22 protein-coding genes are annotated in these 22096 nt (G+C 36.2%); 14 read left to right on the top strand and 8 right to left on the bottom strand.

All coding sequences use genetic code 11. From position 1 onward, the window contains the following. Nucleotides 1-179 precede the first annotated feature (179 nt). The 4 genes from MHH51_RS17085 to MHH51_RS17070 all read left to right on the top strand — a co-directional run bounded on the left by MHH51_RS17085 (nucleotide 180) and on the right by MHH51_RS17070 (nucleotide 3425). Nucleotides 180-1235, top strand: a complete 1056-nt coding sequence (locus MHH51_RS17085) for a M42 family metallopeptidase (RefSeq protein WP_147210313.1) — start codon at nucleotides 180-182, stop codon at nucleotides 1233-1235. Nucleotides 1236-1492: 257 nt separating this feature from the next. Next, nucleotides 1493-1870: a GntR family transcriptional regulator gene (locus MHH51_RS17080; protein ID WP_147210314.1), complete on the top strand. Its 378-nt coding sequence runs from the start codon at nucleotides 1493-1495 to the stop codon at nucleotides 1868-1870. Beyond that, nucleotides 1860-2717 carry an ABC transporter ATP-binding protein gene (locus MHH51_RS17075; RefSeq protein ID WP_339282591.1) on the top strand — a complete coding sequence of 286 codons (858 nt, stop codon included), beginning with the start codon at nucleotides 1860-1862 and terminating at the stop codon, nucleotides 2715-2717. The genes MHH51_RS17080 and MHH51_RS17075 overlap by 11 nt, the downstream gene beginning before the upstream one ends. A 3-nt stretch (nucleotides 2718-2720) precedes the next feature. Continuing rightward, nucleotides 2721-3425 carry a hypothetical protein gene (locus tag MHH51_RS17070; RefSeq protein ID WP_339282589.1) on the top strand — a complete coding sequence of 235 codons (705 nt, stop codon included), beginning with the start codon at nucleotides 2721-2723 and terminating at the stop codon, nucleotides 3423-3425. 91 nt (nucleotides 3426-3516) lie between these two features. On the opposite strand, the gene MHH51_RS17065 is transcribed toward MHH51_RS17070, so the two are convergent. Beyond that, the gene (locus MHH51_RS17065) at nucleotides 3517-3675 is read right to left on the bottom strand and encodes a YfhE family protein (protein ID WP_339282587.1); all 159 of its coding nucleotides are present in this window, start codon (nucleotides 3673-3675) and stop codon (nucleotides 3517-3519) included. Nucleotides 3676-3902: 227 nt separating this feature from the next. On the opposite strand from MHH51_RS17065, the gene MHH51_RS17060 reads away from it, so the two are divergent. After that, complete coding sequence (locus tag MHH51_RS17060) at nucleotides 3903-4580, top strand: 50S ribosomal protein L29 (RefSeq protein WP_156984844.1); 678 nt, start codon at nucleotides 3903-3905, stop codon at nucleotides 4578-4580. A gap of 6 nt (nucleotides 4581-4586) precedes the next feature. Continuing rightward, nucleotides 4587-5183, top strand: a complete 597-nt coding sequence (locus MHH51_RS17055) for a TetR/AcrR family transcriptional regulator (RefSeq protein ID WP_147210319.1) — start codon at nucleotides 4587-4589, stop codon at nucleotides 5181-5183. A gap of 279 nt (nucleotides 5184-5462) precedes the next feature. On the opposite strand, the gene MHH51_RS17050 is transcribed toward MHH51_RS17055, so the two are convergent. Further along, nucleotides 5463-5627, bottom strand: coding sequence for a hypothetical protein (locus MHH51_RS17050; protein WP_339282585.1), 165 nt, complete (start codon nucleotides 5625-5627; stop codon nucleotides 5463-5465). Nucleotides 5628-5955: 328 nt separating this feature from the next. Further along, entirely contained in the window at nucleotides 5956-6600 is a 645-nt protein-coding gene (locus MHH51_RS17045; protein WP_147210320.1) for a hemolysin III family protein, read from the bottom strand. 192 nt (nucleotides 6601-6792) lie between these two features. On the opposite strand from MHH51_RS17045, the gene MHH51_RS17040 reads away from it, so the two are divergent. The 4 genes from MHH51_RS17040 (at nucleotide 6793) to MHH51_RS17025 (ending at nucleotide 10317) form a co-directional block, all read left to right on the top strand. Further along, the gene (locus MHH51_RS17040; protein WP_147210321.1) at nucleotides 6793-7371 is read left to right on the top strand and encodes a DUF1836 domain-containing protein; all 579 of its coding nucleotides are present in this window, start codon (nucleotides 6793-6795) and stop codon (nucleotides 7369-7371) included. Then, nucleotides 7368-8294 (top strand): MsnO8 family LLM class oxidoreductase, encoded by a 927-nt coding sequence (locus tag MHH51_RS17035; protein ID WP_156984842.1) that lies wholly within the window; start codon nucleotides 7368-7370, stop codon nucleotides 8292-8294. Before MHH51_RS17040 ends, MHH51_RS17035 begins: the two co-directional genes overlap by 4 nt. A 136-nt stretch (nucleotides 8295-8430) precedes the next feature. Further along, on the top strand, nucleotides 8431-9045 hold the full coding sequence (locus MHH51_RS17030) for a DedA family protein (RefSeq protein ID WP_147210323.1): 615 nt from the start codon (nucleotides 8431-8433) through the stop codon (nucleotides 9043-9045). Nucleotides 9046-9168: 123 nt separating this feature from the next. Then, the gene (locus MHH51_RS17025; protein ID WP_339282584.1) at nucleotides 9169-10317 is read left to right on the top strand and encodes an Rpn family recombination-promoting nuclease/putative transposase; all 1149 of its coding nucleotides are present in this window, start codon (nucleotides 9169-9171) and stop codon (nucleotides 10315-10317) included. Between the two features lie 205 nt (nucleotides 10318-10522). On the opposite strand, the gene MHH51_RS17020 is transcribed toward MHH51_RS17025, so the two are convergent. Beyond that, the gene (locus tag MHH51_RS17020; RefSeq protein WP_339282583.1) at nucleotides 10523-11530 is read right to left on the bottom strand and encodes an aromatic acid exporter family protein; all 1008 of its coding nucleotides are present in this window, start codon (nucleotides 11528-11530) and stop codon (nucleotides 10523-10525) included. A gap of 409 nt (nucleotides 11531-11939) precedes the next feature. Here MHH51_RS17020 and MHH51_RS17015 point away from each other — a divergent pair, with 409 nt between their 5' ends. The 4 genes from MHH51_RS17015 (at nucleotide 11940) to MHH51_RS17000 (ending at nucleotide 18159) form a co-directional block, all read left to right on the top strand. Next, nucleotides 11940-13421: a C40 family peptidase gene (locus MHH51_RS17015; protein ID WP_156984839.1), complete on the top strand. Its 1482-nt coding sequence runs from the start codon at nucleotides 11940-11942 to the stop codon at nucleotides 13419-13421. Between the two features lie 476 nt (nucleotides 13422-13897). Beyond that, nucleotides 13898-15403 (top strand): BCCT family transporter, encoded by a 1506-nt coding sequence (locus MHH51_RS17010; protein WP_339282582.1) that lies wholly within the window; start codon nucleotides 13898-13900, stop codon nucleotides 15401-15403. Between the two features lie 422 nt (nucleotides 15404-15825). Continuing rightward, nucleotides 15826-17145 (top strand): hemolysin family protein, encoded by a 1320-nt coding sequence (locus tag MHH51_RS17005; RefSeq protein WP_147210329.1) that lies wholly within the window; start codon nucleotides 15826-15828, stop codon nucleotides 17143-17145. Nucleotides 17146-17352: 207 nt separating this feature from the next. After that, nucleotides 17353-18159 carry a VLRF1 family aeRF1-type release factor gene (locus tag MHH51_RS17000; protein ID WP_339282581.1) on the top strand — a complete coding sequence of 269 codons (807 nt, stop codon included), beginning with the start codon at nucleotides 17353-17355 and terminating at the stop codon, nucleotides 18157-18159. 191 nt (nucleotides 18160-18350) lie between these two features. Here the strand turns inward: MHH51_RS17000 and MHH51_RS16995 are convergent, their stop codons facing one another. The 4 genes from MHH51_RS16995 to MHH51_RS16980 all read right to left on the bottom strand — a co-directional run bounded on the left by MHH51_RS16995 (nucleotide 18351) and on the right by MHH51_RS16980 (nucleotide 22079). Further along, on the bottom strand, nucleotides 18351-18800 hold the full coding sequence (locus MHH51_RS16995; RefSeq protein ID WP_156984836.1) for an SH3 domain-containing protein: 450 nt from the start codon (nucleotides 18798-18800) through the stop codon (nucleotides 18351-18353). 140 nt (nucleotides 18801-18940) lie between these two features. Continuing rightward, nucleotides 18941-20602, bottom strand: coding sequence for an IS1182 family transposase (locus MHH51_RS16990; protein WP_339282580.1), 1662 nt, complete (start codon nucleotides 20600-20602; stop codon nucleotides 18941-18943). 224 nt (nucleotides 20603-20826) lie between these two features. Next, nucleotides 20827-21240, bottom strand: a complete 414-nt coding sequence (locus tag MHH51_RS16985) for a Fur family transcriptional regulator (RefSeq protein ID WP_077602034.1) — start codon at nucleotides 21238-21240, stop codon at nucleotides 20827-20829. A 14-nt stretch (nucleotides 21241-21254) separates the two neighbouring features. Further along, nucleotides 21255-22079 carry a metal ABC transporter permease gene (locus MHH51_RS16980; RefSeq protein WP_077602035.1) on the bottom strand — a complete coding sequence of 275 codons (825 nt, stop codon included), beginning with the start codon at nucleotides 22077-22079 and terminating at the stop codon, nucleotides 21255-21257. Nucleotides 22080-22096 lie beyond the last annotated feature (17 nt).

Raw genomic sequence — 22096 nt, 5'->3', positions numbered from 1 at the left:
TTATTGAATTAAATATAATTTCTTCAAACCTAAGCTTACAAAAGAATAAGACGAGTAACAAGTCTAATCAAAGTAAAATAATCACATTTTTATAAACTATGAACAATTGATGACAATGCTTTTTCTTATAAACTATAGTAGACTAATGAATATAACTTAATTTTACAAGGGGGATAATAATGAGTAGTTTTCCCAATATAGAAGAAACAATGATATTAATTAAAGAGTTGGTATCGATACCAAGTCCGTCCGGCTACACAAAGGATGCGATTCAATTTATTGAACAGCGGTTGGAGAAGAGCAATGTAGAGATGAAAAGAAATCGTAAAGGCGGTCTGATTGCGACGTTACGAGGGAAAAATACGTCTAAGCACCGCTTCCTGACAGCTCATATAGACACATTAGGGGCAATCGTCAAAGAAATAAAAACAGATGGCCGTTTGAAAATACAAGTTATCGGCGGCTTTCCACTTAACTTTGTAGAAGGGGAATACTGTACTATTCACACAGTAAGCGGGAAAAAATATACAGGTACCATTTTAATGCATCAAACTGCTGTTCATGTATATCGGAAAGCCGGTGAGCTGAAAAGAGATACAGAAAATATGGAAGTGCGGATTGATGAAGTGGTAAAGAGTGAGGAAGATACTCGTAAATTGGGCATTGAAATTGGTGATTTCATCTCCTTTGACCCGCGGGTGGAAAAAACGGAATCTGGCTTTATCAAATCCCGTCATTTGGATGATAAAGCAAGTGCTGCTATCCTGATCAAAGTGATTGAAAAGCTTGCGGCAGATCAAAAGGAACTGCCATATACAACGCATTTCCTTTTTTCCAATAATGAAGAAATCGGCTATGGCGGCAATTCTAATATTTCGCCGGAAACAGTAGAATATTTAGCAGTTGATATGGGAGCTATTGGGGATGGCCAAAGAACGGATGAATACACGGTATCCATTTGTGTGAAGGATGCTTCAGGTCCATACCATTACGGTCTCCGCAATCATCTCACTGAAATTGCGAAAGCCAACGAGATTGAGTATAAATTAGATATTTATCCTTATTACCAATCTGATGCCTCAGCAGCCATTCATGCCGGCCATGATGTCATTCATGGACTTATTGGTCCGGGGATTGATGCATCACATGCATTTGAACGTACACATGAATTGTCTCTCAAGCACACAGAGAATTTAGTTTATCATTATGTTCAGTCAGAAATGGTAGAGGGATAATAGAACGAAACAATAAGATCGGGGTACTTTACCTGGTCTTATTTTTTGTGCATAAAACCTCAACTGACGTTTATTAACTAACTTATTTCTCTAGAATAGTGCTGTTTAATAATAAAAATTTCAATAGATGAAACTCTTTGTACATAAGGGTTTCTTTACAAAAATAGATGATTAATTACAAAAAGCAAGTTGACTTTTTAAAGTTTATGTTATAGGGTTAGTTACATAAGTAATTAACCAATTAAGGGATGAGGCTAATGAAAAAAGAATTGGATGAAAACAAACCGATTTTTCTGCAGATAAAAGAACAAATTGAAGATTCTATTATTGACGGTTCATTGAACAGTGGAGAACGTGCACCTTCCACAAATGAGTTTGCTAAATTTTATCAGATTAATCCGGCAACTGCTGGAAAAGGAATCAATGAGCTTGTCTCAGAGGGTATTTTGATAAAGAAACGGGGTGTTGGCATGTTTGTGACAGATGAAGCAAAAGGGATTGTCATTGAAAAAAGAAAACAGACTTTTTATGAAAATTATTTACTTCCAATGAAAAAGGAAGCACAGAAGCTGGAGATGGATAGGCAAGAATTGATCAATATGCTTAACCGGGAGGATGAAGCAAATGGAAATTAAAGTAGATCAGTTAAGTAAAAACTATGGAGAAAATAATGCTTTGGATCAGGTTTCTCTTACTTTAGAGGGGAATAAAATTTATGGTTTGTTAGGGAGAAATGGAGCGGGTAAGACGACATTTATGGATATTCTAAGCGGACAGATTTTAGCATCTGCAGGCAGCATTACAATTGATGGAGAAAATCCCTTTGATAATCAGCGGTTAACTGAATCCATCTGCTTGATTAAAGAAGCAAATAATTTCAGCCCAGAGCTAAAGATAAAACAAGTATTGAAAATCTATTCTTACTTTTATCCAAATTGGAATCAAGAAATGGCAGAAGAATTATTAGAGATTTTTAATTTAAAGCAATCAGCCAAAGTAAAGACATTATCCAAAGGAATGGAGTCTGCATTAGGTATTACAGCAGGATTAGCGAGCAGAGCGCCAATTACTGTATTTGATGAACCTTATATCGGCATGGATGCTCCATCTCGTAAAAAGTTCTATGAAATATTATTGGAGGACTATCAGGAAAATCCGCGGACGATTATCTTTTCGACACATTTAATTGATGAGGTCAGCTTAATGTTTGAGGAAGTCATTATCTTAAGGGAAGGCTCCGTTATTTTACAGGAAAGCGCAGAAGACCTACGGGCGAAAACAATCGCAATTTCTGGACCAAAGGATCAGGTAGATGCCTTTTTAGCAGATAAAGAAATTATTCAGCGTAATGACTTAGCCGGCAGCTCTATGGCTTATGCTTTTGGCAGCAGGAAAGAGGCGTTAGATGCAGGTCTTGAAGTAGAAGGCGTACCAGTTCAAGAGTTAATGATTCATTTGACGGAGAAAAAGAAAGGAGCATAATCCATGAACAATCAAATAAAAGGTATGTTTTACGCTTATTCAACGGAAATAATTCGTACAGCCAAAATCTTTTTTGCTATTTTTATAGGGTGTATTATCGCATCAGCTATTATCTGTTATTTATTACTTGGAGCTGTCGACGATTTTAAAATGTATTTCGCTATCCCGTTCGGAACTTACTTTAATGTAGGTGTTGTTGGGGTTCTGTTAGTAAAAGGCAGCGTTCCATTCGGATTAAAGATGGGGGCGACCCGTAAGAATATGTATCTTATGCATTTATATTTTATGGCAGTTTACTCTTTTATTATGGCATTTTTAGGAAGCACCCTTCAACAGATAACAGAGTGGATATTTAACATTGTCGGGGTTACAAACTATATTTATGTTCATCCAGCGATGCTTTTAACAGATAACTGGGTGATGAGGATCGTAGTAGATACATTTGTGATGTTTTTTATTATGGCACTATTATATTTAATTGGATTAATTTTTTATCGTACCGGTCTGGCAGGGGCAGGAAGCTTATTAGGAGTCCTGCTGGTTGTTATACTATATGGTGTTTTTGAGGGCTGGATGATTCAAGCGGCTGTTGATCTATTCTCCAATATAACGCTTATGACCTTTGTAATGCTATTTTTAATCGGTATTGTGCTTTATCTGATAGGTTTCCCATTTATAAGGAAAATCACTATAGTGAATAGGCGTTAAGGAAGCTGGAGCTGTCATCAAATGCACATTAAACATTTGATGACAGCTCCTTTTTAAAAGTTTTATATTATACTGTTAAAGAGAAAAATATTTATTGTTTTAAATTAGGGTTCTCAGATTTTGCTTCATTAATCCTAGGTCTCCGGAAGCCGCCGGCAATATCTGCCTGCTTAAATTCTTTAGAGTAATGGACCTCTTGAGCATCAGCAACGTCCCTCTTTTTTGCTGGCTGATATTGTGTATTTCTCATGAGTAATCATCCCTTCCAATAAAGTTTTTCTACTAAATATTTTCCCTGTTTAAACGAATTAAAACATAAAACATAACCATTATCCGGTTGAAATTTTATCAGCTTTTTATTATCTTCCCAAATACCGTTTGTTTCACCTTTATTGGAATAAATTAATTGATTGTGTTAAAATTTGATTAAACAATCAAAAATTACTTATAATAAATACGCAGAGGAGATTCTAAAATATGCAAAATGAAACCGTACTTGGTTTATCAAAGCTTGATAAAGCAATCATTATTATTGGTGGTCCGCTTCTAGGAGCAATTATTGGCTGGTTTATTCAAATTATCTCAAGCTGGCTGATTAAGATTCCTTTTGTTCCTTTTGGTCTGTTCTTTGAATGGATTGTATCCTGGAATAGTTTCTGGGTATCTATTATTGGGGTAATTGCCGGTTTGATTGCGGGAATTCTTTTTGCGCTGTATGCCTTTAGTGAATCATTAAAAATGACGATTACGGATCAAGAAGTTACAATGAAAAGGTATGATAAAGAAGTACAATTGCAAAAAAGTGAAATTTCGGCAATTTATATGGATAGAAAAGATATTGTCGTTTTAGGTCAAAAAGGTGAAGAACTGTATCGTGCACAAACGGATGTAAAGCTGCTGAAAATAGAAGCTGCTTTGCTTGAACACCGGTTTCCTTGGAAGACTCAGGATCCTTATCAATCTGATTATCAGCGCTGGGTACCGGAGCATCCTGATTTTCCGGCTTCTGTAAACAGTTTGCTTGCAGCAAGAGAAAAGGCGCTGAAGGAAGACGATGAAAAAGAAGCAGCTATATTGCGGAACGATTTAGCAGATAAAGGAGCAGTTATTCGCGATGAGGACAAACGGCAGTATGTCCGGATGATAAGAGGGTGATATAAAATGGCGAAAGAAAAAACATTTATCTCGGAAGCAAGGAGAGAACAGATTTTAAAAGCAACTATTGATGTGTTGAATGATATTGGCTATGTAAAATTGAGTCTTGCTAAAATAGCAAAACACGCAAAAATTAGCACGGGATTAATTTCTTATCATTTTGCAGATAAAGAAGAGCTGATTCAGCATACATTAAGCTACTTAATCGGTGCACAGCTTGAATTTATTGAGGACCGTGTAAAGAGAGAGGCAGATATTTATCAACAGCTGCTGGCTTATATAAAAGCAACACTCACCTATCAATATGAACATGTTGAAAATAATGTTGCACTGATTGAAATCATTTTTAATGCCCGGACAGAGGATAATATTCCCTACTATAAATTAAACGAAGAAGAAGAGGATCCGCTTTACCTGCGTTTAGAAAATATTTTGGCAGAGGGGCAGCGGAAAAAGATATTCTCTTCTGATTTTCAGCCAAAAGCAACAGCTATACTTATCAATGGTGCTGCGAGTGAGAGCATGCTCCTGCAAAGTGAAAGTTTTGATTTAGAAAATTATCAGCAGGAGTTAATTAAAATGGTTACGAAAATAGTTAAATAAATGTTGTGTGATAAAGGGAAATTCCTCAAATGATATGTAATCTTTTTTATATTATCATTTTAAAATAAGGCCCGTCATCAAAATTGAAAGAACCTATGTCTGCTGAAGTGGAATAATTAACAAAGATAGGTTCTTTTACAGTTATTTTAATTAATTTTCGAGTGATTTTCGAAGTTCAGTCACTTCCTTAACCCCGAGACTTGTTAATTCAGATATCTCTTTATCCGAATACTTTCTTCCTTTTCTTGAATTGATAACAAACTGAAAAAGCTCAACGTACTAGTTATCTGCCTCTTTAGCAAAATCAATTTCTGAGTAAAGGTCCGGTGTGAAAAATTGTATGAATTCTTGAAATAGTTCTTCGATTAAGTTTTTCCACAGCCTATCATAATCTGTGTTGATCGTATGGTAACTGTTTATATTTTCTTTTACTGTTGTTAGCATTATTTTACTACATCCCCAAGTAATAATAAATTTGATTCTAATCATATAGACTTAGGGTAGAGAAGCAAAATGGTAAAATAGGGTTTCTTTCGTGAAAAATGGCTGTATAAATTGATTTTCCGCTGGTAAATTTCCTTTTTCTAAATACAAAATAGCATTCATATTAGGTTTTTAAACATTTTTTAGATAGTAAAAAAGAGCATTCTCTTTTATGCCAAAGGTAGTATCATGGAGTAAACTATTTTAAATTTTTTCCTGAGATAGAAAGCAAAAACCTCGAATTCGTTCATTTTTAGTGAATTCGAGGTTTTTTTAGATATACTTAGATTTAAATAACATACAGATAAACACATAAGAAGTGAAAAATACTTCCGAGCAGAATGAAAATATGAAATATCTCATGGAAGCCAAAATAACGGGAACGCAGGAATTCTGGTTTTAACCAGTAAATAATTGCCCCCACGGTATAGAATATTCCCCCAACAATCAGGTAGGTTAATCCGCCATTCCCAATTATTGGTGCGAGCGAGCCGCTATAAAATATGGCAACCCATCCCATTAAGACGTATAGGAGGGTAGATAGCCACCGTGGCGAATGGAACCAGATTAATTTAAATAAGACGCCCAGCAGAGCTAAACCGCTAATCACCCAAAATAATACCCAGCCGATTGTTCCATGTAAGGCGATAAGACAGAGCGGGACATATGTACCAGCAATGAGCACATATATCATGGAGTGATCCAATCTTCTAAAAAAGGCAATTGTTTTTGGCCCGGCAATAACAGAATGATAAACAGTTGAAGCAGTATATAACAAAATTAAACTAATACCAAATGCAGCGACAGCACCGACATCTAAAGGTGTACCTACCCGTGCTGCTTTTACAACAAGTAGTATTAGTCCAATGATTGATAAGATAATCCCGATAAAATGGGTAAAGGCATTCATCGGTTCCCTAATAAATTTATTCAAATAAAACATCTCCAATCACATATGTAGTTTCAAATACTATGTAATAAATATATACCTATTTCATCAAGTAGTCAACATTTGATTTTTGAATAGAGTTCCCTATAATAAAATGTAGAAACACTAAAATAAATACATGAATTGATTAATATACAGTAAAAAAAGACAGGAAAACCGAAGAAGGAAGGACAGCTTATGAATATAAAAAAGGAATTAGAAGGACTTCATTTGGAAAACCAGTTAAATTCAAAGGAAATACCTGATTTAGATTTATATATGGATCAGGTCATTCAGCTTTTTGAAAGCAAATTTTCTTCTGCAAAGCGCTACGAGGAGGATAAAGTATTAACAAAAACGATGATTAATAATTATGCAAAGGCTAAATTATTCTTTCCCATAAAAAATAAAAAGTATTCGAAAGAGCATCTGCTGCTGATCAGTATGATTTATCAAATGAAAAGTGTTTTATCTATTAAAGATATCGGGAAAACATTTGAAGAGGTAAATCAAAGAATGCAGCATGACGATTTTGATCTGGAGGGCTTTTATAATAATTATGTTTATTTAATGGATAGAAATGTTGCTCATTTTAAAGAGTATATAGCAGAACAGGAAGAAATATTTGAAACAGAATTAGATAAAGATATAGTGAACGATGATTACTTACAGCAGCTTTTGCTGATCACAAGTTTGACCGGAATGAGTAATTTTTACCGCCGTGCAGCTGAGAAGCTGGTAGATCAATTAGAGCAGAAAGGTGAGGAAGAACAATGAAACTGAGTATTTTAGATCAATCTCCTCTATTTGCAGATGCTGATGGAAAGCAGGCTTTGGAAGAAAGTATTGAATTGGCTGTCCTGGCCGACAATTTGGGATATGAACGGTATTGGATTGCGGAGCATCACGATACACCTGTGTTAGCAAGCCCTGCTCCGGATATTTTATTAGGAATTATCGGAAGCAGAACAGAGCGGATTCGAATCGGTTCAGGAGCTGTACTCTTACCGAATTATCGTCCATATAATATTGCAGAACGCTACCGGATGCTGGCTGCACTGTATCCAAGCAGGGTAGATTTAGGATTGGGACGGGCTCCAGGCGGGTCAGCAGAAGCATCTATTGCCCTGGCAGGCAACTTTTTAGAGAAGGTTAAAGCAATGCCTGATTATATTGATGAGCTGCTTCATTTCCTGCAAGAGGATTTTGCGCCAGAGCATCTTTATTCAAGGGTGACAGCTACACCTGTACCAGAAGTTCAGCCGCAGCCCTGGCTCTTAGGTACCAGCCAGAGAAGTGCTCAGCTTGCTGTCACTAAAAAACTCCCATACGTATTTGGCCATTTTATGGGAGCGGATAATGGCCCGGAAATTGTTGCCGGCTATCTGAGACAAGCAGAGAAACCATCTGCTATTGTTGCTGTATCCGTTCTTTGTGCAGAAACGGAAAAGGAGGCAATAGAGTTAGCAGAAGAAACAAGACGCAGAAGAGAAGAGCAAGCTTCGTCCCCGCAGATAGACCAGGATGAGCAGGCAAAATTTGCTGATAAACAGATTATCGGCGATATAACACTCGTTCAGGAAAAGCTGGCTGCATTACAGGAAGCTTATCAATGTGAAGAAATGATGGTGCTTACAATGGCACCGACCTATGAAGCAAGGAAATACTCATACAAGAAACTGGCATCCATTATGAATTAATTTGTTACTTAACCAGGATGTTTTTATTGCTGACCCTAAAAACTTAACACTTGTATTTAAAATGAAATAAAAATCATAGCCAGTCACATGATAGAATATATTTTAATGAAGAAGACAAGCTTATATGGAGGATATTATGGGACAGTGGGTTACATCCATTATGGAGCAATTTGGCTATTTAGGAATTTTCCTGATGATGACTTTAGAGAATTTATTTCCGCCGATACCATCTGAAATTATCCTTCCTTTTGGAGGGTTCATGACAACCTCCAGCACATTAACCTATATAGGTGTACTATCTGCAGCTACTTTGGGGGCTCTTATTGGTGCAATGCTCCTATATTGTATAGGTATGATATTAGATGTTGGGCGGCTGGAGAAAATAGTTGACCGATATGGACATATATTGCGCTTAAAAAGGTCAGATATTTATAAAGCAGATGAATGGTTTGATAAATATGGCTATTGGACAGTATTTTTTTGTCGGATGGTCCCGCTTTTAAGGAGTTTGATATCCATTCCAGCTGGTATGGGAAGAATGAATTTCGGGATTTTTATTCTTTTAACAGCCATCGGTTCTATTATTTGGAATAGTATTTTAATCGGTATTGGAGCAGTTCTGGGAGAAAATTGGCATCATGTTGCTGGATTTATGGATGTCTATTCTAATGTTGTATATGCTTTAATCATTGCAGGATTAATACTTTGCATTATTTGGTATATTAGGAAGAGAAAGAAAGAAAAACTGTAGGAGCCCCTGTTCCTGCAGTTTTTTGATGAAAAAAATTCATTGACAAAAGAACGTACGTTTGGTTAACTGTATTTAGATTATCTTCTTGGTAAGTCCTCTACTAAAACATAAGGATGTGTTTCCATGATTTATCCTCGGAAAGCAACAACATTATTTCCTCAAATATGCGAAAACGGAGAAGTGTATAAGAATGCTGTTTCTAAAGAAGAGTCCTGCCATCTACTGGACTTAAAGGCCGGTTATACCTTTCGAAGGCTTTTTGGTGATGAACGTAATAAAAAAATTATGATTGCCTTTTTAAATGCTTTTTTTATCAAACTCGAAAGAGCAAAGATTTATGATTTTAAATTTCCATGGTGGGAAGCAGCTGGAGGTGAAAAATCACATTTTACAATGCTGGTTGAAACAGAAGATAAAGAATCGATTTATGTAGAGATTCTTTTTCCGAATAAGGACGCCGTGGAGGAGCAATCCCTATATTTTTGGTCAAAAATATATTGCCGTCAATTTGAAACAGATTCAGAATTGAATGAACAACATCCTGTTATTACCATAAGCATTATGAATTTTGAATTATTCCATGAAAGTGAAGAATTTTACAGCGTATTCAGGCTGTCGGAAAAAGAAGAAAAAATTGCCTTAACCAATATGCAGGAAACACAATTTGTAGAGATCCCAAAACTGATTCGCAGCTGGAAGGAAGGACAGTTAGATCCTGAAGAGAATAATTTGGCCAGATGGTTATTACTACTTGCGGCGGTTGACGATAATAAAAATTATTTTTACCTTGATATTTATAGAGAGTTAGAGAAAATTGCAAAGACTGATAAGGATATAGAGGCGGCTATGCAAGCATGGAGAGATATCAGCAGCGCAGAGGATGAGCGATTAGCACACAAAGACAGAAATCAGCAATCAAGAAAGCAGCAATTATTACAAGAGATAGAAATTTTAAGACAAAAAAGAAAAGCAGCCGAAGAAAGGGCTGAGCTTGCAGAGAAAAAGTACAATAAATTGAAAAGGCAGTATGAACAGTATAAATTAAAGGCAACAGAAGAAAAAATAAAGAAACTGGAAGCAGAGGAAAAATCTTTGCTTGCGAATCGTGAGGCGGCCAAAATAATTATCCGTTACGGGAATGTCGTTGCACGTAATTTATTTGCACAGGGGATGGATAGTTTGTTTGTCCAAAATGTAACAGGATTGTCTGATAAAGAAGTGGCAGCACTGAAAATGCAAATAGAAGAAGAGAATATGAAAGATTTATTTTAATTTTAAATACAGCATAAAGAGAATGTTCAGAAGGGATTTAAAAGATAAGCGGAGAGGAAATGACCCGCTATTAAAACTGCCCACGTCTCCTGAATCTATAATAACAGTTTCGCCCTCCTGTTTAATTACGGATATTTAATAGTTTGATAGAAAAAGAAGCAAAGTTTTTAAACCAGGCTTGCTTCTTTTTCAAAGATGTTAAATATTATTCCATCGTAAAATAGTCCTCTATAATTTCTACAATAGAAATCAATTCATATATAGCAACTAATTCTATCGGTAATTTTTCTGGGCTGTCTAATTGAGCTGATCTTAAGGTGTCTTGAAATATTTTGTGAAGCTGTGCCCGTTTTTTCTTCCATCCTTCTTCCTCAAAGGTTATCTTTCCTGAAAGCACATTAGCAAAATAGCATACATTTTCAAACACATATTTTTGTTTTTGTGTACTCCATTCAAATTCTTTTGATGGTTGCTCCGCAATATTAGTTACATGGTATTGAATTGTTCGCAGATAATGAATCTGTCTTCTTAAGCGGGTCAATTCACTCTCGCGTTTTTCCAGAATACGGTGGTATTTTAAATCATTCTTTTGGTAGAGTGAAAGTAATACTGCATTTTCAAGCTCTTTATACACAGCGCCTACCTTTTTATTCATACCCATATCTAATGGCATTTTTGTAAAAATCAATTCATAATAACATCGTTTCATATGATTACTTAATTTTTCACGGATAGATTCTGTTTGTTTATGGATTGAATGATGGTAATTTGGCGGAAAAACAAACATATTTACCAGCGTAGAAACAGATAACCCAATGGTTGTTGTTGCTAATCGAATAAGAAAGCTTAAAAAATAGCTGTCTTCTACTATTTCAATCATGGCAATAGCCGTTAAGGTTGCAACTAACAATCCAGCATGAAGGTTTAACCGGAAACAAGTAAATATAGTCAGAACTGCGGCTAACATGTAAGTAAAAGGTGAATTGCCGAGTAAAGACAGAAATATTACGGCATAAGCAGCACCGATTGCCGAAGCGGGGAAACGGACAAGCCCTTTTTTTATAGAATCTGTAACAGTTGGTTCAATGGTAACAATTGCGGTGATAACGGCAAATGTTGGCGGGAAATCAAACCAATTACAAATAAGTGCTGTGAAAAATACAGCGATACCGGTTTTAATTACTCTATTTCCAATAATTGTTTGTACTTTCACTTAAATCCCTACTTTTTATCAAATAATAATCTGTAAAAAAAGAACTAGTATAATCTTTCATTCATTGTATTGTATCATTTTTATGTGAATTAAATGACGAAAGAATATGCATATAGTATATTTTTCGGGAAAATAAAATAAATCCAATACAAATTTACTAGAATATGAATGCTGACAGATGGGGAACGACGTACAATCTATGCCGATTTTTAAATGGATTTGTCGTTATTGAAATATAAATGTAATATTTCTATAATATGCATGACATTTTCTTATGATAAGATTTACAAAGTTATTAAATAAATGAAGAAAATAATATGAATATAAAAATAAAAGAATCGCAGATAATCGGCACAAAATACATAGATAATAGATTTGCGGTGTAAAATTTGAAAGCGGGGAATATGAGTTGAAAAAGACAGTAATGACATTGACTGCGGCTTCCGTAGTAGGATTAAGTAGTGTATTTTTTTCAGGTCCAGTAAAGGCAGAATCAGTAGAGGATTTAGAAAATCGGCAATCTCAAGTACAGGAAGATCGTGATTCTGTACAAGCTAATCTATCAGATGCAGAAAACGAAGTAGCTGATGTTCTAGTTGACCTACAAAATTTACAGCAGGAAATTGATGATTTAAATTCAGCTCTTGAAAAAAATCAGCAAAAGCTGGATGAAACAGAAGACGGGATTTCTACAACTGAAGCTGAAATCAGTGAATTGGAAGCTGAAATTGGTGAATTAGAAGAAGCAATTGAAAAACGTACGGAGATTTTGAAAGAACGTGCAGTATCTCTACAGCAAAACGGTGGAGATATCAGCTATCTTGAAGTATTGTTTGGAGCACAGGATTTCAGTGATTTTGTAGGACGTGTTTCTGCAGTAAATAAAATTACTGATTCTGATTTAGCTTTACTTGAACAGCAGGAAGAAGACAAACAAGCAGTAGCTGATAAACAGGAAACTGTTGAGTCGAAGCTTGATGAATTAAATCAATTAAAAACAGATTTAACAGGTATTAATAATACTATTACAGAACAAAAAGATGCTGCTGAGGATAAAGAGTCTTCTTTAAAGGATAAAGAAAATGAGTTGACAGCACTTATTGATGATTTACAAATTGAAGATTCCCGCTTAGCTGCAATTGAGCAAGATGTAGCTGACCGTTTAGAAGTTGCAACTGCTCCAGCACCGGAAACATTAGTAGCAAGTGCCAGTGTAGGTTCAAACGAAGATAGCAGTGAAGAAGAAAGCAATACTGAAAATGAGTCTAGTGAGGAATCAGCTGAAGAACCGGCTGAACAAGAAGAAGCTCCTGCCAGTCAGGAAGAAGCAGCTTCAAATAATGAAGATACTAATAACAATGATAATAATAACTCTGGAAATAGTGATAATTCTTCCAGCACAACTGAATCAGGTTCTAATGGCGGATCAAGTGAGTCTAACCAAGCTCAAACTCAAGCACCAAAAAAACCTGAGAAGAAAGAAGAGCCAAAAGAAGAATCTGCTCCATCTACAGGTTCTGGAATCAGTGCAGTACTTAGCGCTGCGCAAGGCCAAACTTATCAAAACCAATATGTTTGGGGAGGAAAAAGCCCGAGCACAGGATTTGATTGCTCTGGATTTGTATCTTGGGCATTCGCTCAAGCTGGATACTCCATCCCATCTTACACTGGTGCATTAGTTGGCACTGGAAAAGCTGTTGATTCAGGTAGTAAACAGCCTGGAGATTTAGTATTCTTTAATACAAATGGAACAAATGGTCATGTTGGTATCTATCTAGGAAACAACAAGTTTATTGGTTCTCAAAGCAGCACAGGTGTTGCGGTTGCTGATATGTCACCAGGAAGCTACTGGGGCGGCCAATTCAGCGGAACAGTACGTCGCGTACAATAATAATCAGTCATATTACCCAAGAGTCCTTACATGAAGAAATGCTTCGTGTGAGGGCTTTTTTATTTTGTGAGTACTGCTATAACCATGTCAATTCTTGTCTGATACTCTGGTATTATAGTAATCATTTTTCTGGAAATGAATTGATATTTATATATACCCGATTAATATAGAATAAAACGTTTTAAATCAGAAGTATTTTAGTACAATAAATTCTGTATATAAAGTGAAATAAGACTGTTTTGATGTTATTAGGACAGATAAAGATGCTTACTTAAAAATATCCTTTACTTTATTTATGTAATTATTTGTTTGACAGAGTAGCCAATTATATTCCTCGACCCTATCTAATGAAAGAACTTCTATTATCAGTCTCATCAAAATGATTGCATTGTAAAAATAATATAGTTTACCTTCTTAGTTATTGGGAATAGTAACATATATCCTTCCCCGTAAATAAACATAGAAAGGATCGATGTATGAGAAAAAATAGAAAAAGCTTTTTAAATCCTGTATTTTTTATATCTGCATCTGTGATTTTAGCCTTGGTTATTATCGGCGCGGTTAATCCAACAGGTTTTCAAAGTGTAGCAACAAGATTATTTGATTTTACAACACAGAATTTTGGATGGTTTTACCTTTTATCTGTCTTTGTATTTGTCATTTTTCTAATAGGTGTATCTATTAGTAAGTATGGCAAGATGAGATTAGGTCCAAAAAATTCAAAGCCTGAATTTGGTTTCTTTCCCTGGATAGGGATGCTGTTTTCTACAGGTTTTGGTTCAGGACTGGTATTTTGGGGTGTAGCAGAACCGATGAGCCACTTTTTTGACACTCCGTTTCCAGGCTTAGAACCCCAGACGGAAGAAGCTGCAAGAGTGGCTATGGGATATGCTTTTTTTAACTGGGGAATTAGCCAATGGTCTGTTTTTGCATTAGTCGGACTTGTTATTGCCTATCTGCAATTTCGTAAAGGTAAAGATGGATTAATTTCAACAGCCGTAAAACCTGTCGTAGGAAATAATCCACTTGCAGCCACCTCTATTAATTCACTTGCGGTAATTGCTACTGTTATGGGAGTAGCGACTTCTCTAGGATTAGGAATTATGCAAATGAGTGGCGGTTTATCATCTGTTTTTGAGCTGCCTGACGGTGTATGGATGCAAATTATAATAGCGTTCGCTATGCTGCTGGTGTATTTGGGATCATCTATCAGTGGTGTGAATCGAGGAATGAAATGGCTAAGTACTATTAATCTATCATTTTGTTTAATTCTGCTTGTCTTTGTTTTTCTAGCAGGACCAACGGTATTTATTTTAGAAACATTTGTATTAGGGTTAGGAGATTATTTAACGAATTTTGTCGGATATAGCTTACGTTTAACTCCATATACTGGAGACAATTGGGTGACGGAATGGACTATTTTCTATTGGGCCTGGGCGATTTCATGGTCCCCATTTGTTGGTGCGTTTGTAGCACGCGTATCAAGAGGGCGTACAATCCGCCAGTATATCTTTGGTGTTCTTGTGACTTCTCCCGCCATTGCTTGTATATGGATTGCTGTATTTGGAGGAACAAGCTTATATAGTGATTTAAGAAATGGAACCATGATTGCTGAAGCAGTAGATAACGATTTAGCTGTGGCATTATTTGAGACATTTGGTACCTTACCGCTAAGTACAATCACTTCTCTTATGGCAATTATTCTGATTTTTACATTCCTTGTTACCTCAGCGGATTCCGCAACCTATATTTTAGGAAGCATGACATCTAGAGGGAGTTTGAACCCGTCACTAATTACAAAATTTATTTGGGGAGGGTTAATTACAGCTATTGCAGTTGTTCTTTTAGTTGCAGGAGGACTGGAAGCCCTGCAGACTGCATCTCTTACATCTGCATTGCCATTTGTGGTTATTATCATTATATTGATGATCTCTTTTATTAAAATTCTGCAGAGAGAGGAAAAGGATAAAACCAAGGGTTAATTTATAAGATAAAGTGAAAATAAGCCAGCTGTCGTTATAATGACAGCTGGCTTATTTTTCCGACTGCAAGTTTGTTTGGTATACTTCGATAGTCAAGTAGACATATTATGCCTTTATCTATTATAATAAAGATAGGAGAAAGGGTGATTCGATGGGAAGGTAATGCGGAATTGTATTTATAATAATCATATGGCAATATTTAAGCAGCCTGATCATTTGGATCATCGGCGTGCGAAGGAAAAAATGTTATAAGGGGAACCTTTATAACAAACTAAAAGAGGGGATTCAAAAAGTAAAACAAATGACATTCGTAGAAGAGTATCTTAGCGTTTTACATCTTACTTTTTGAACACAAATCTAATAAATAATCTTTAAATTTTCAGGAGGTGAAATCCTTGTGCATCCTTGCACAAGGATCTTAATTGGACATATCGACCATCATAAATTTATTTGCGGTTGCTATTTTAATCGCATTAACTGCTTTTTTTGTTATGTCAGAGTTTGCTATTGTAAAAATTCGAAGTACTCAGCTGGAGCCGCATATTGCGGCTGGAAAAGGATCGGCTGCTGCAGCTAAAAAGGTCGTTACACATCTTGATGAGTATCTATCTGCTTGTCAACTGGGGATTACAATTACAGCACTCGGAATTGGGCGTTTAGCAGAGCCGACATTTGAAAGAATGCTACATCCACTTTTGGAGGAATTTAATATTGGAACAGGTCTGGTTACGACGCTTTCCATTTTAATTTCATTCCTGATTGCAACATTCTTGCACGTAGTTGTCGGGGAGCTTGCTCCAAAGACATTAGCAATTCAAAAAGCAGAGCAGGTAACGTTAGCTGTCGCATGGCCACTGACTTGGTTCTATCGCCTGTTATTTCCATTTATATGGTTATTAAATGGATCAGCACGATTATTAACCAGGGCAGTCGGATTAAAACCGATGAGTGGACATGAGGAGACGCATACCGAAGAAGAATTACGTTTAATTTTAGCTGACAGCTATAAAAGTGGTGAAATTAATCAATCAGAGATGATGTATGTAAATAACATATTTGAATTTGATGAACGAGTAGCCAGAGAAATTATGACACCAAGAACAGAAATGGTCTATTTTTCGACGGAAGATAGTTTTGAAGAAAATATTGAGATCATTCACAAAGGTCAATTCACCCGTTATCCGGTTGCCGATGAAGATAAGGATAATATTATCGGTCTGGTAAACTTAAAAGAAGTATTTACTGGAAAGCTGAGCAATAATGAACCTGCGACAATTGAAGATTATATCCGTCCGATTATTCATGTATCCGAAGCAACACCAATTCGCCAGCTCCTTTTAAAAATGCAAAAGGAACGAATTCATATGGCTATTGTAAATGATGAATATGGCGGCACAGCAGGGTTAGTTACTGTTGAGGATATTCTGGAGGAAATCGTTGGAGATATCCGGGATGAATTTGATGAAGATGAAGTACCCGACTTTGAAACAATTGACGAAACAACTTATTTAGTTGCTGGCCGGGTCAGCCTGGATGATATTAATCAGAAGCTGGGTATTACTTTGGAAGATGATGAAGTAGATACTATCGGCGGCTGGTTTTTTACCCACAACCTCGAAGCGGAGGTAGGGACTGTAATGGAGTTCGAAGGGTATGAATTTGTTCTTGTTGAAAAGGATGGGTATCAGATTAAGAGAGTGAAAATAACAAAGATTTCTGAGGAAGAATCTGAGATAGAATAAAAGCTTATTTTAAAGTAATTAAAAAATAGAAAACATAAAAAAACCGAACAAACCTGAGTCTAGTAAAGCAAAATGGATTCAGAAGAGGTTCGGTTTTTTTGTATAAAAATCTTTTATTATCAAGCTTGTATGTTATTGAAGTTTAAATTCTTAATATTTAGGTTACATACTAAATATATACTGATTTTGGAGGAGGGCTTATATATAATGAAAGACATTCAAGATATTGTAAAAGATTTAGATAATGTAAGAGGATCTGGAGCAAATAAGATATTTACAATGTACCTCAATACAGATTTAAGCGACCCAGATCAGCAAGGCGGAGAATGGAAAATCCACCTTAAAAATGGATTGAATAACTTTGAACATTATTTAAAAGAAGGAAATAATGAAGAAGAGCTTGCAAACTACAAAAAAATAAAGAAAAAAGTAAAGAAATTTATGGATGAAATTGAAAGAAATGTAATGAAGGGAGTTATTATCGTAGCATCAGCAGACGAGGAGGTCTGGTTTGCTGAGCGTGTTCAGATGCGCTTGGAAAATGAATTTGAATGGCAGGAAAGTCCTGTGTTGGATCAATTAAATACACTGTCAGAGAAATACCCGAGAACAGGTATTATTCTTGTTCAGCAAGATCAAGTTAAGCTGATTGATACAAATTTAAATCAGGTTGAAGATACAGCAGAATACGAATTAGATGTGGAAGAGGACACATGGAAGGTAAAACAGGGACCGCGTCATGGCAGAGCGAAACAAGGTATGGGATCGAGTAACATACAAAGAGACCTGTTCAACGATCGTTATGAAGCAAATCAATATCGGTGGTATAAAAGTATCGCTCCTAAGCTGGACAAGCAGGCCAAAGACCGGGAATGGCAACGAATTTTCATTGTTGGTGAAGCACCGGCGTCCAAAACACTGGAAACAGAAATGAATAAGGACGTGGAAGATGTTATCTTAAAAAATATGCTGGATCATAGAGAAAGTAAAATTTTAGAAAAAGTGCTGGATTAAACAGGTGAAGCCGGCTTATCACGTGGCATTCTCCATGAGCCATAGCTTCACTCTGTTTTATGAAAGGCAGCTGTGAATTCCATTAATAAAAAACCGAACTTTAACTTCCTATTCATCAATCAGATGAAGAAGGAAAAAAGTTCGGTTTTTCTATGAGGATGTCATTTTGCTGATAAAAAGCTTTACTCTTATCACTCAGCCGGTTCTAAGTATCCAGCATTGGCGTAGCCGGTGACATCTTGATAAGTGACCTCAACCCATTCATACTCATCTTCTTCACCGATAACTTGAACAATATCTCCTGTAACCAGTGTTGCTACTACTTCACTATCTGCACTGGGTCCACTGCGGATATTTAATAAATCTGCTGTAACCTGAAAATCCTCTCCAGTGGAATTGTCAGTATCTTCATCAGCTTCTTCTGCCTCTTCCTTAGATTCATCATCTGTATCTGCTTCCTCATCAGCTTTGTCAGTATCCTCTGTTTTTTCTTCCTGTCCGGACTGACTTACTCCTGCGACTTCATTTTGATAGTCGAACTCAGGATTGTTGAATTGTCTTTGCATAATGAAAACAAATACAACAAAAACAATTCCTGCAATAAATAATAAAAATAATCGAAATTTGCTACTTTTACGCATATTACTCTGCTCCTATTTTAAACGTTCTAAAGGTAGTATACATAACTTTTCGATATAAAGAAACACAATTCCCCAAATTTTTTTGCAGTATATAAAATTGATATATTTGGAGACATAAATTAAAAGAGGCTGGGACATAACTAGCCAAAAATAATGAAAAGATGGATTTCACATTGGGTTTTGATGTGAAATCCATCTTTTTTGAAATCATTTATAAGTAGATACATAAAAAAGCAGCTAGAGGCAGTGTATCTTCTCAGATTCACTGCCATTAAGGCGAATCCCAATTCATTATCCACTTTGGATTTTCCTCGTACAGAGAAACGAGTGAAACCCAAATTAGCCTTCAAAAATCCAAAGAAAGGCTCCACATCTATCTTACGTTTTCCGTAAAGCTTGCCCATTTCTTCATCTGAAAGCTGTTCTCGTATCATTTTCTTTTGTGCTTCCCATTTTTCATTATAAAATATTTTCCGATGGTTACCTTCCTTTGCCTTGGTACATTGCTCTCGCAAAGGACAGCCTGTACAATCTTCACATTCATAGACCTTAAATTGTCGCTGGTAACCATACTTGTCTGTGCGTTTGGAGTCATAGCGATAAGTAACAGCTTGACCATTTGGACAAGTAAAGGCATCTATTTCGGCATCATAATCCCAGTTAGCGGTGTTAAAGGGATTATTTTTATATTTTTTCTTCTTCTCTTTGCGGTACATACTATAGGTAATCAAGGCAGTTCGTAACCGGTTCAGGGTGACATCTTCTATATTCTGTTCACTTCCATAAGCCGCATCAGCTACGAGGACATCAGGCAACGCAAAATAATCCTTTTCAATACGATCTAAAAAAGGAATCAGCGTTCGTGTATCGGTAGGGTTCGGAAAAATATCATAGGCTAATGCGTAACGTCCTTCTGTTGCCAATTGCACATTATAAGCAGCTTTCAACTGTCCGTTCTTCATATGGTCATCTTTCAATCGCATAAAGGTTGCGTCGTGATCCGTCTTGGAATAGCTGTTACGTTCTTCTAAAATCTCCAAGGCTTCTTCATATTTTTCTTGACGACAGATGAAATCGTGCACCTGTTTTAAGGCTTGTTTTGGCTGCTTTCGTTCCGAACGCAGGGCTTTTCGGTCTTGTGCTTTTTCAATCGATTCGATTTGTTTCGTATACGTTTGGACTGACTTATCCAAATTCGCTGCCATCTGTTGAAGTTCTTGCGTCGATAGAGCTTCCGGGTTTTCCCGGTTGATTTCTGGAATAATTTCTTTTTCCACTAATTCTTCATAGAGGGCATGGGACTTCTCTACAAGTTTCGTTTGATAACGCTCGATCGATTTTCGCCAGACAAAGGTGAATTTATTGGCATTGGCTTCAATTTTGGTCCCGTCAATAAAGATAGCCTCCGCATCGATCAACTCTTTTTCCACCAGCTGACAACGAAATTGGACGAAGCACTGACGCAATAGTTCTTTTACTTCTGGATTCACACGAAAACGGTTGATAGTACGGTAACTCGGCTCATATCCTTGCGCAAGCCACATCATTCGCACACTATCTTTTAATAATGCTTCGATTTTTCGGCCAGAGAACACCGACTGGGTATAAGCACATAAAATAATTTTCATCATCATACGCGGGTGATAGGCGGGACAGCCTGTTTGACGGGTAAAACCGGTGAAAGCTTCTTCTGGAATCTGTTCGATAAATTCATGGATGGTATAAGCAATATCATTTTCTTGTAATTTCATCTCGAAATCTAATGGCAAAACGACTTGATTTACGTTATAATATTTAAACATAAGGATACCTCGATTCTGTTTTTGTAGTGGTACTTTAACTTTATCAGAAGGTATCCTTTTTTTGTACGTTTATTTCATTTTTTAATCAAATTAAAAAAGTGACTTCCTACTTAAAATCATAGTAGAAAGTCACTTTTTCTATTTTTACTGGCTTTTGTCCCAGCCTCAGCAATAGAACCGAATCCTGCAGCTGAAAGGTCATTATTCAGTTGGAAACAAATTTCTTAAGCATTCAGGCAAGCAGGGCATCTTCCATAAATCTCAAATTTATGGTCATCAATTTCATAATTTGTCAGTTCTGCAGAGGCTGTATCCATTGGGCAGATATCAATTTCTTTTGTTTTTCCACAGTCCGTACAAATAAAATGATGATGGTGGTGATGACTGCAGCTTAACCGAAAATGCTTTTCACCTTCTAAATCTGTTTTTTCTAATATACCTAAATCATGGTATAAATGCAGATTACGATAGATTGTGTCGAAGCTGATTGTACCATATTTGTTTTCCAGATGAACAATCAAATCCTTTGCAGGCCGGTATCCATCCTCGGAAGCAAAGAATTCCAGGATATCCTTACGTTTTCCAGTTGTTTTATATCCTTTTTCTTTTAATACATTGATTGCATCTTGAAGATTCATCAAAAAACCTCCATTTATTTTCTTATTTTTTTAATTCCTATAGCGACTAATAATATGAATAACGATGTCATAACAATTGTTCCGCCTGGTGGAATGTCTAAATAATAACCTGAGATAATCCCAAATATAACCGCAATTTCACCAAAAAGGATTGACAGGAAAATCATTTGTTTAAATCCTTTAGCAATACGCATACTTGCTGCTACCGGCAAGGTCATTAAAGCTGAAACAAGTAATACACCCACAATACGGATAGAAGCAGCTATAACCAGTGCCGTTAATATAATAAACAGCATATTGATCCATTTCACATGCAGTCCGGCGATAGTTGCCTGTTCTTCATCAAAGGACATGGTAAATAATTCTTTAAAGAAGAGCCAGATAATAACAAGAACGAAGGCGGCAACTCCTGAAATGACATAAAAATCATTTATAGTTACTGCCGATACAGATCCAAACAAATAATTGAATAAATCTGTGTTAAATCCGTCAGCAATAGAGATGAAAATAACGCTGAGACCTACACCGGCAGATAAAATAATTGGAATTGATATTTCCTGGTAGGCTTTATATACCGTACGCAGCTTTTCAATGAAAATCGAGCCGATCACAGAAAACACCATTCCGCTATATATTGGGGAAATAACCCAGCCATATTTTTTTTCAGCCATCAACCCGAAGGAAATTCCGGCTAAAGTGACGTGTGAGAGGGCATCAGCTATTAATGACTGTCGTCTCACTACGATAAAAGTCCCTAATAAAGGGGCAATTATACCAATTAAGATACCTGTAAGAAAAGTATATCTTAAAAAGGGGTAAGTTAAAAAATCCAAAAGCATTGTCTATCCTCCAACTA

Origin of the sequence: Oceanobacillus sp. FSL K6-3682 (assembly GCF_037976165.1) — a bacterium.
Lineage (GTDB): Bacteria > Bacillota > Bacilli > Bacillales > Amphibacillaceae > Oceanobacillus > Oceanobacillus sojae.
Note: the sequence above shows the minus strand (reverse complement) of the source record. Positions and strands in the feature narration are given on the sequence as shown.

Excerpts from the sequence above, each read along its gene's own strand:
- MHH51_RS17025 (WP_339282584.1), top strand. The coding sequence starts at position 9,169 with ATGATTTATCCTCGGAAAGCAACAACATTATTTCCTCAAATATGCGAA.
- MHH51_RS17035 (WP_156984842.1), top strand. The coding sequence starts at position 7,368 with ATGAAACTGAGTATTTTAGATCAATCTCCTCTATTTGCAGATGCTGAT.
- MHH51_RS16995 (WP_156984836.1), bottom strand. The coding sequence starts at position 18,800 with ATGCGTAAAAGTAGCAAATTTCGATTATTTTTATTATTTATTGCAGGA.
- MHH51_RS17040 (WP_147210321.1), top strand. The coding sequence starts at position 6,793 with ATGAATATAAAAAAGGAATTAGAAGGACTTCATTTGGAAAACCAGTTA.
- MHH51_RS17060 (WP_156984844.1), top strand. The coding sequence starts at position 3,903 with ATGCAAAATGAAACCGTACTTGGTTTATCAAAGCTTGATAAAGCAATC.
- MHH51_RS17085 (WP_147210313.1), top strand. The coding sequence starts at position 180 with ATGAGTAGTTTTCCCAATATAGAAGAAACAATGATATTAATTAAAGAG.
- MHH51_RS17070 (WP_339282589.1), top strand. The coding sequence starts at position 2,721 with ATGAACAATCAAATAAAAGGTATGTTTTACGCTTATTCAACGGAAATA.
- MHH51_RS17055 (WP_147210319.1), top strand. The coding sequence starts at position 4,587 with ATGGCGAAAGAAAAAACATTTATCTCGGAAGCAAGGAGAGAACAGATT.
- MHH51_RS17000 (WP_339282581.1), top strand. The coding sequence starts at position 17,353 with ATGAAAGACATTCAAGATATTGTAAAAGATTTAGATAATGTAAGAGGA.
- MHH51_RS17030 (WP_147210323.1), top strand. The coding sequence starts at position 8,431 with ATGGGACAGTGGGTTACATCCATTATGGAGCAATTTGGCTATTTAGGA.
- MHH51_RS16985 (WP_077602034.1), bottom strand. The coding sequence starts at position 21,240 with ATGAATCTTCAAGATGCAATCAATGTATTAAAAGAAAAAGGATATAAA.
- MHH51_RS17080 (WP_147210314.1), top strand. The coding sequence starts at position 1,493 with ATGAAAAAAGAATTGGATGAAAACAAACCGATTTTTCTGCAGATAAAA.
- MHH51_RS16990 (WP_339282580.1), bottom strand. The coding sequence starts at position 20,602 with ATGTTTAAATATTATAACGTAAATCAAGTCGTTTTGCCATTAGATTTC.
- MHH51_RS16980 (WP_077602035.1), bottom strand. The coding sequence starts at position 22,079 with ATGCTTTTGGATTTTTTAACTTACCCCTTTTTAAGATATACTTTTCTT.
- MHH51_RS17075 (WP_339282591.1), top strand. The coding sequence starts at position 1,860 with ATGGAAATTAAAGTAGATCAGTTAAGTAAAAACTATGGAGAAAATAAT.
- MHH51_RS17050 (WP_339282585.1), bottom strand. The coding sequence starts at position 5,627 with ATGCTAACAACAGTAAAAGAAAATATAAACAGTTACCATACGATCAAC.
- MHH51_RS17010 (WP_339282582.1), top strand. The coding sequence starts at position 13,898 with ATGAGAAAAAATAGAAAAAGCTTTTTAAATCCTGTATTTTTTATATCT.
- MHH51_RS17065 (WP_339282587.1), bottom strand. The coding sequence starts at position 3,675 with ATGAGAAATACACAATATCAGCCAGCAAAAAAGAGGGACGTTGCTGAT.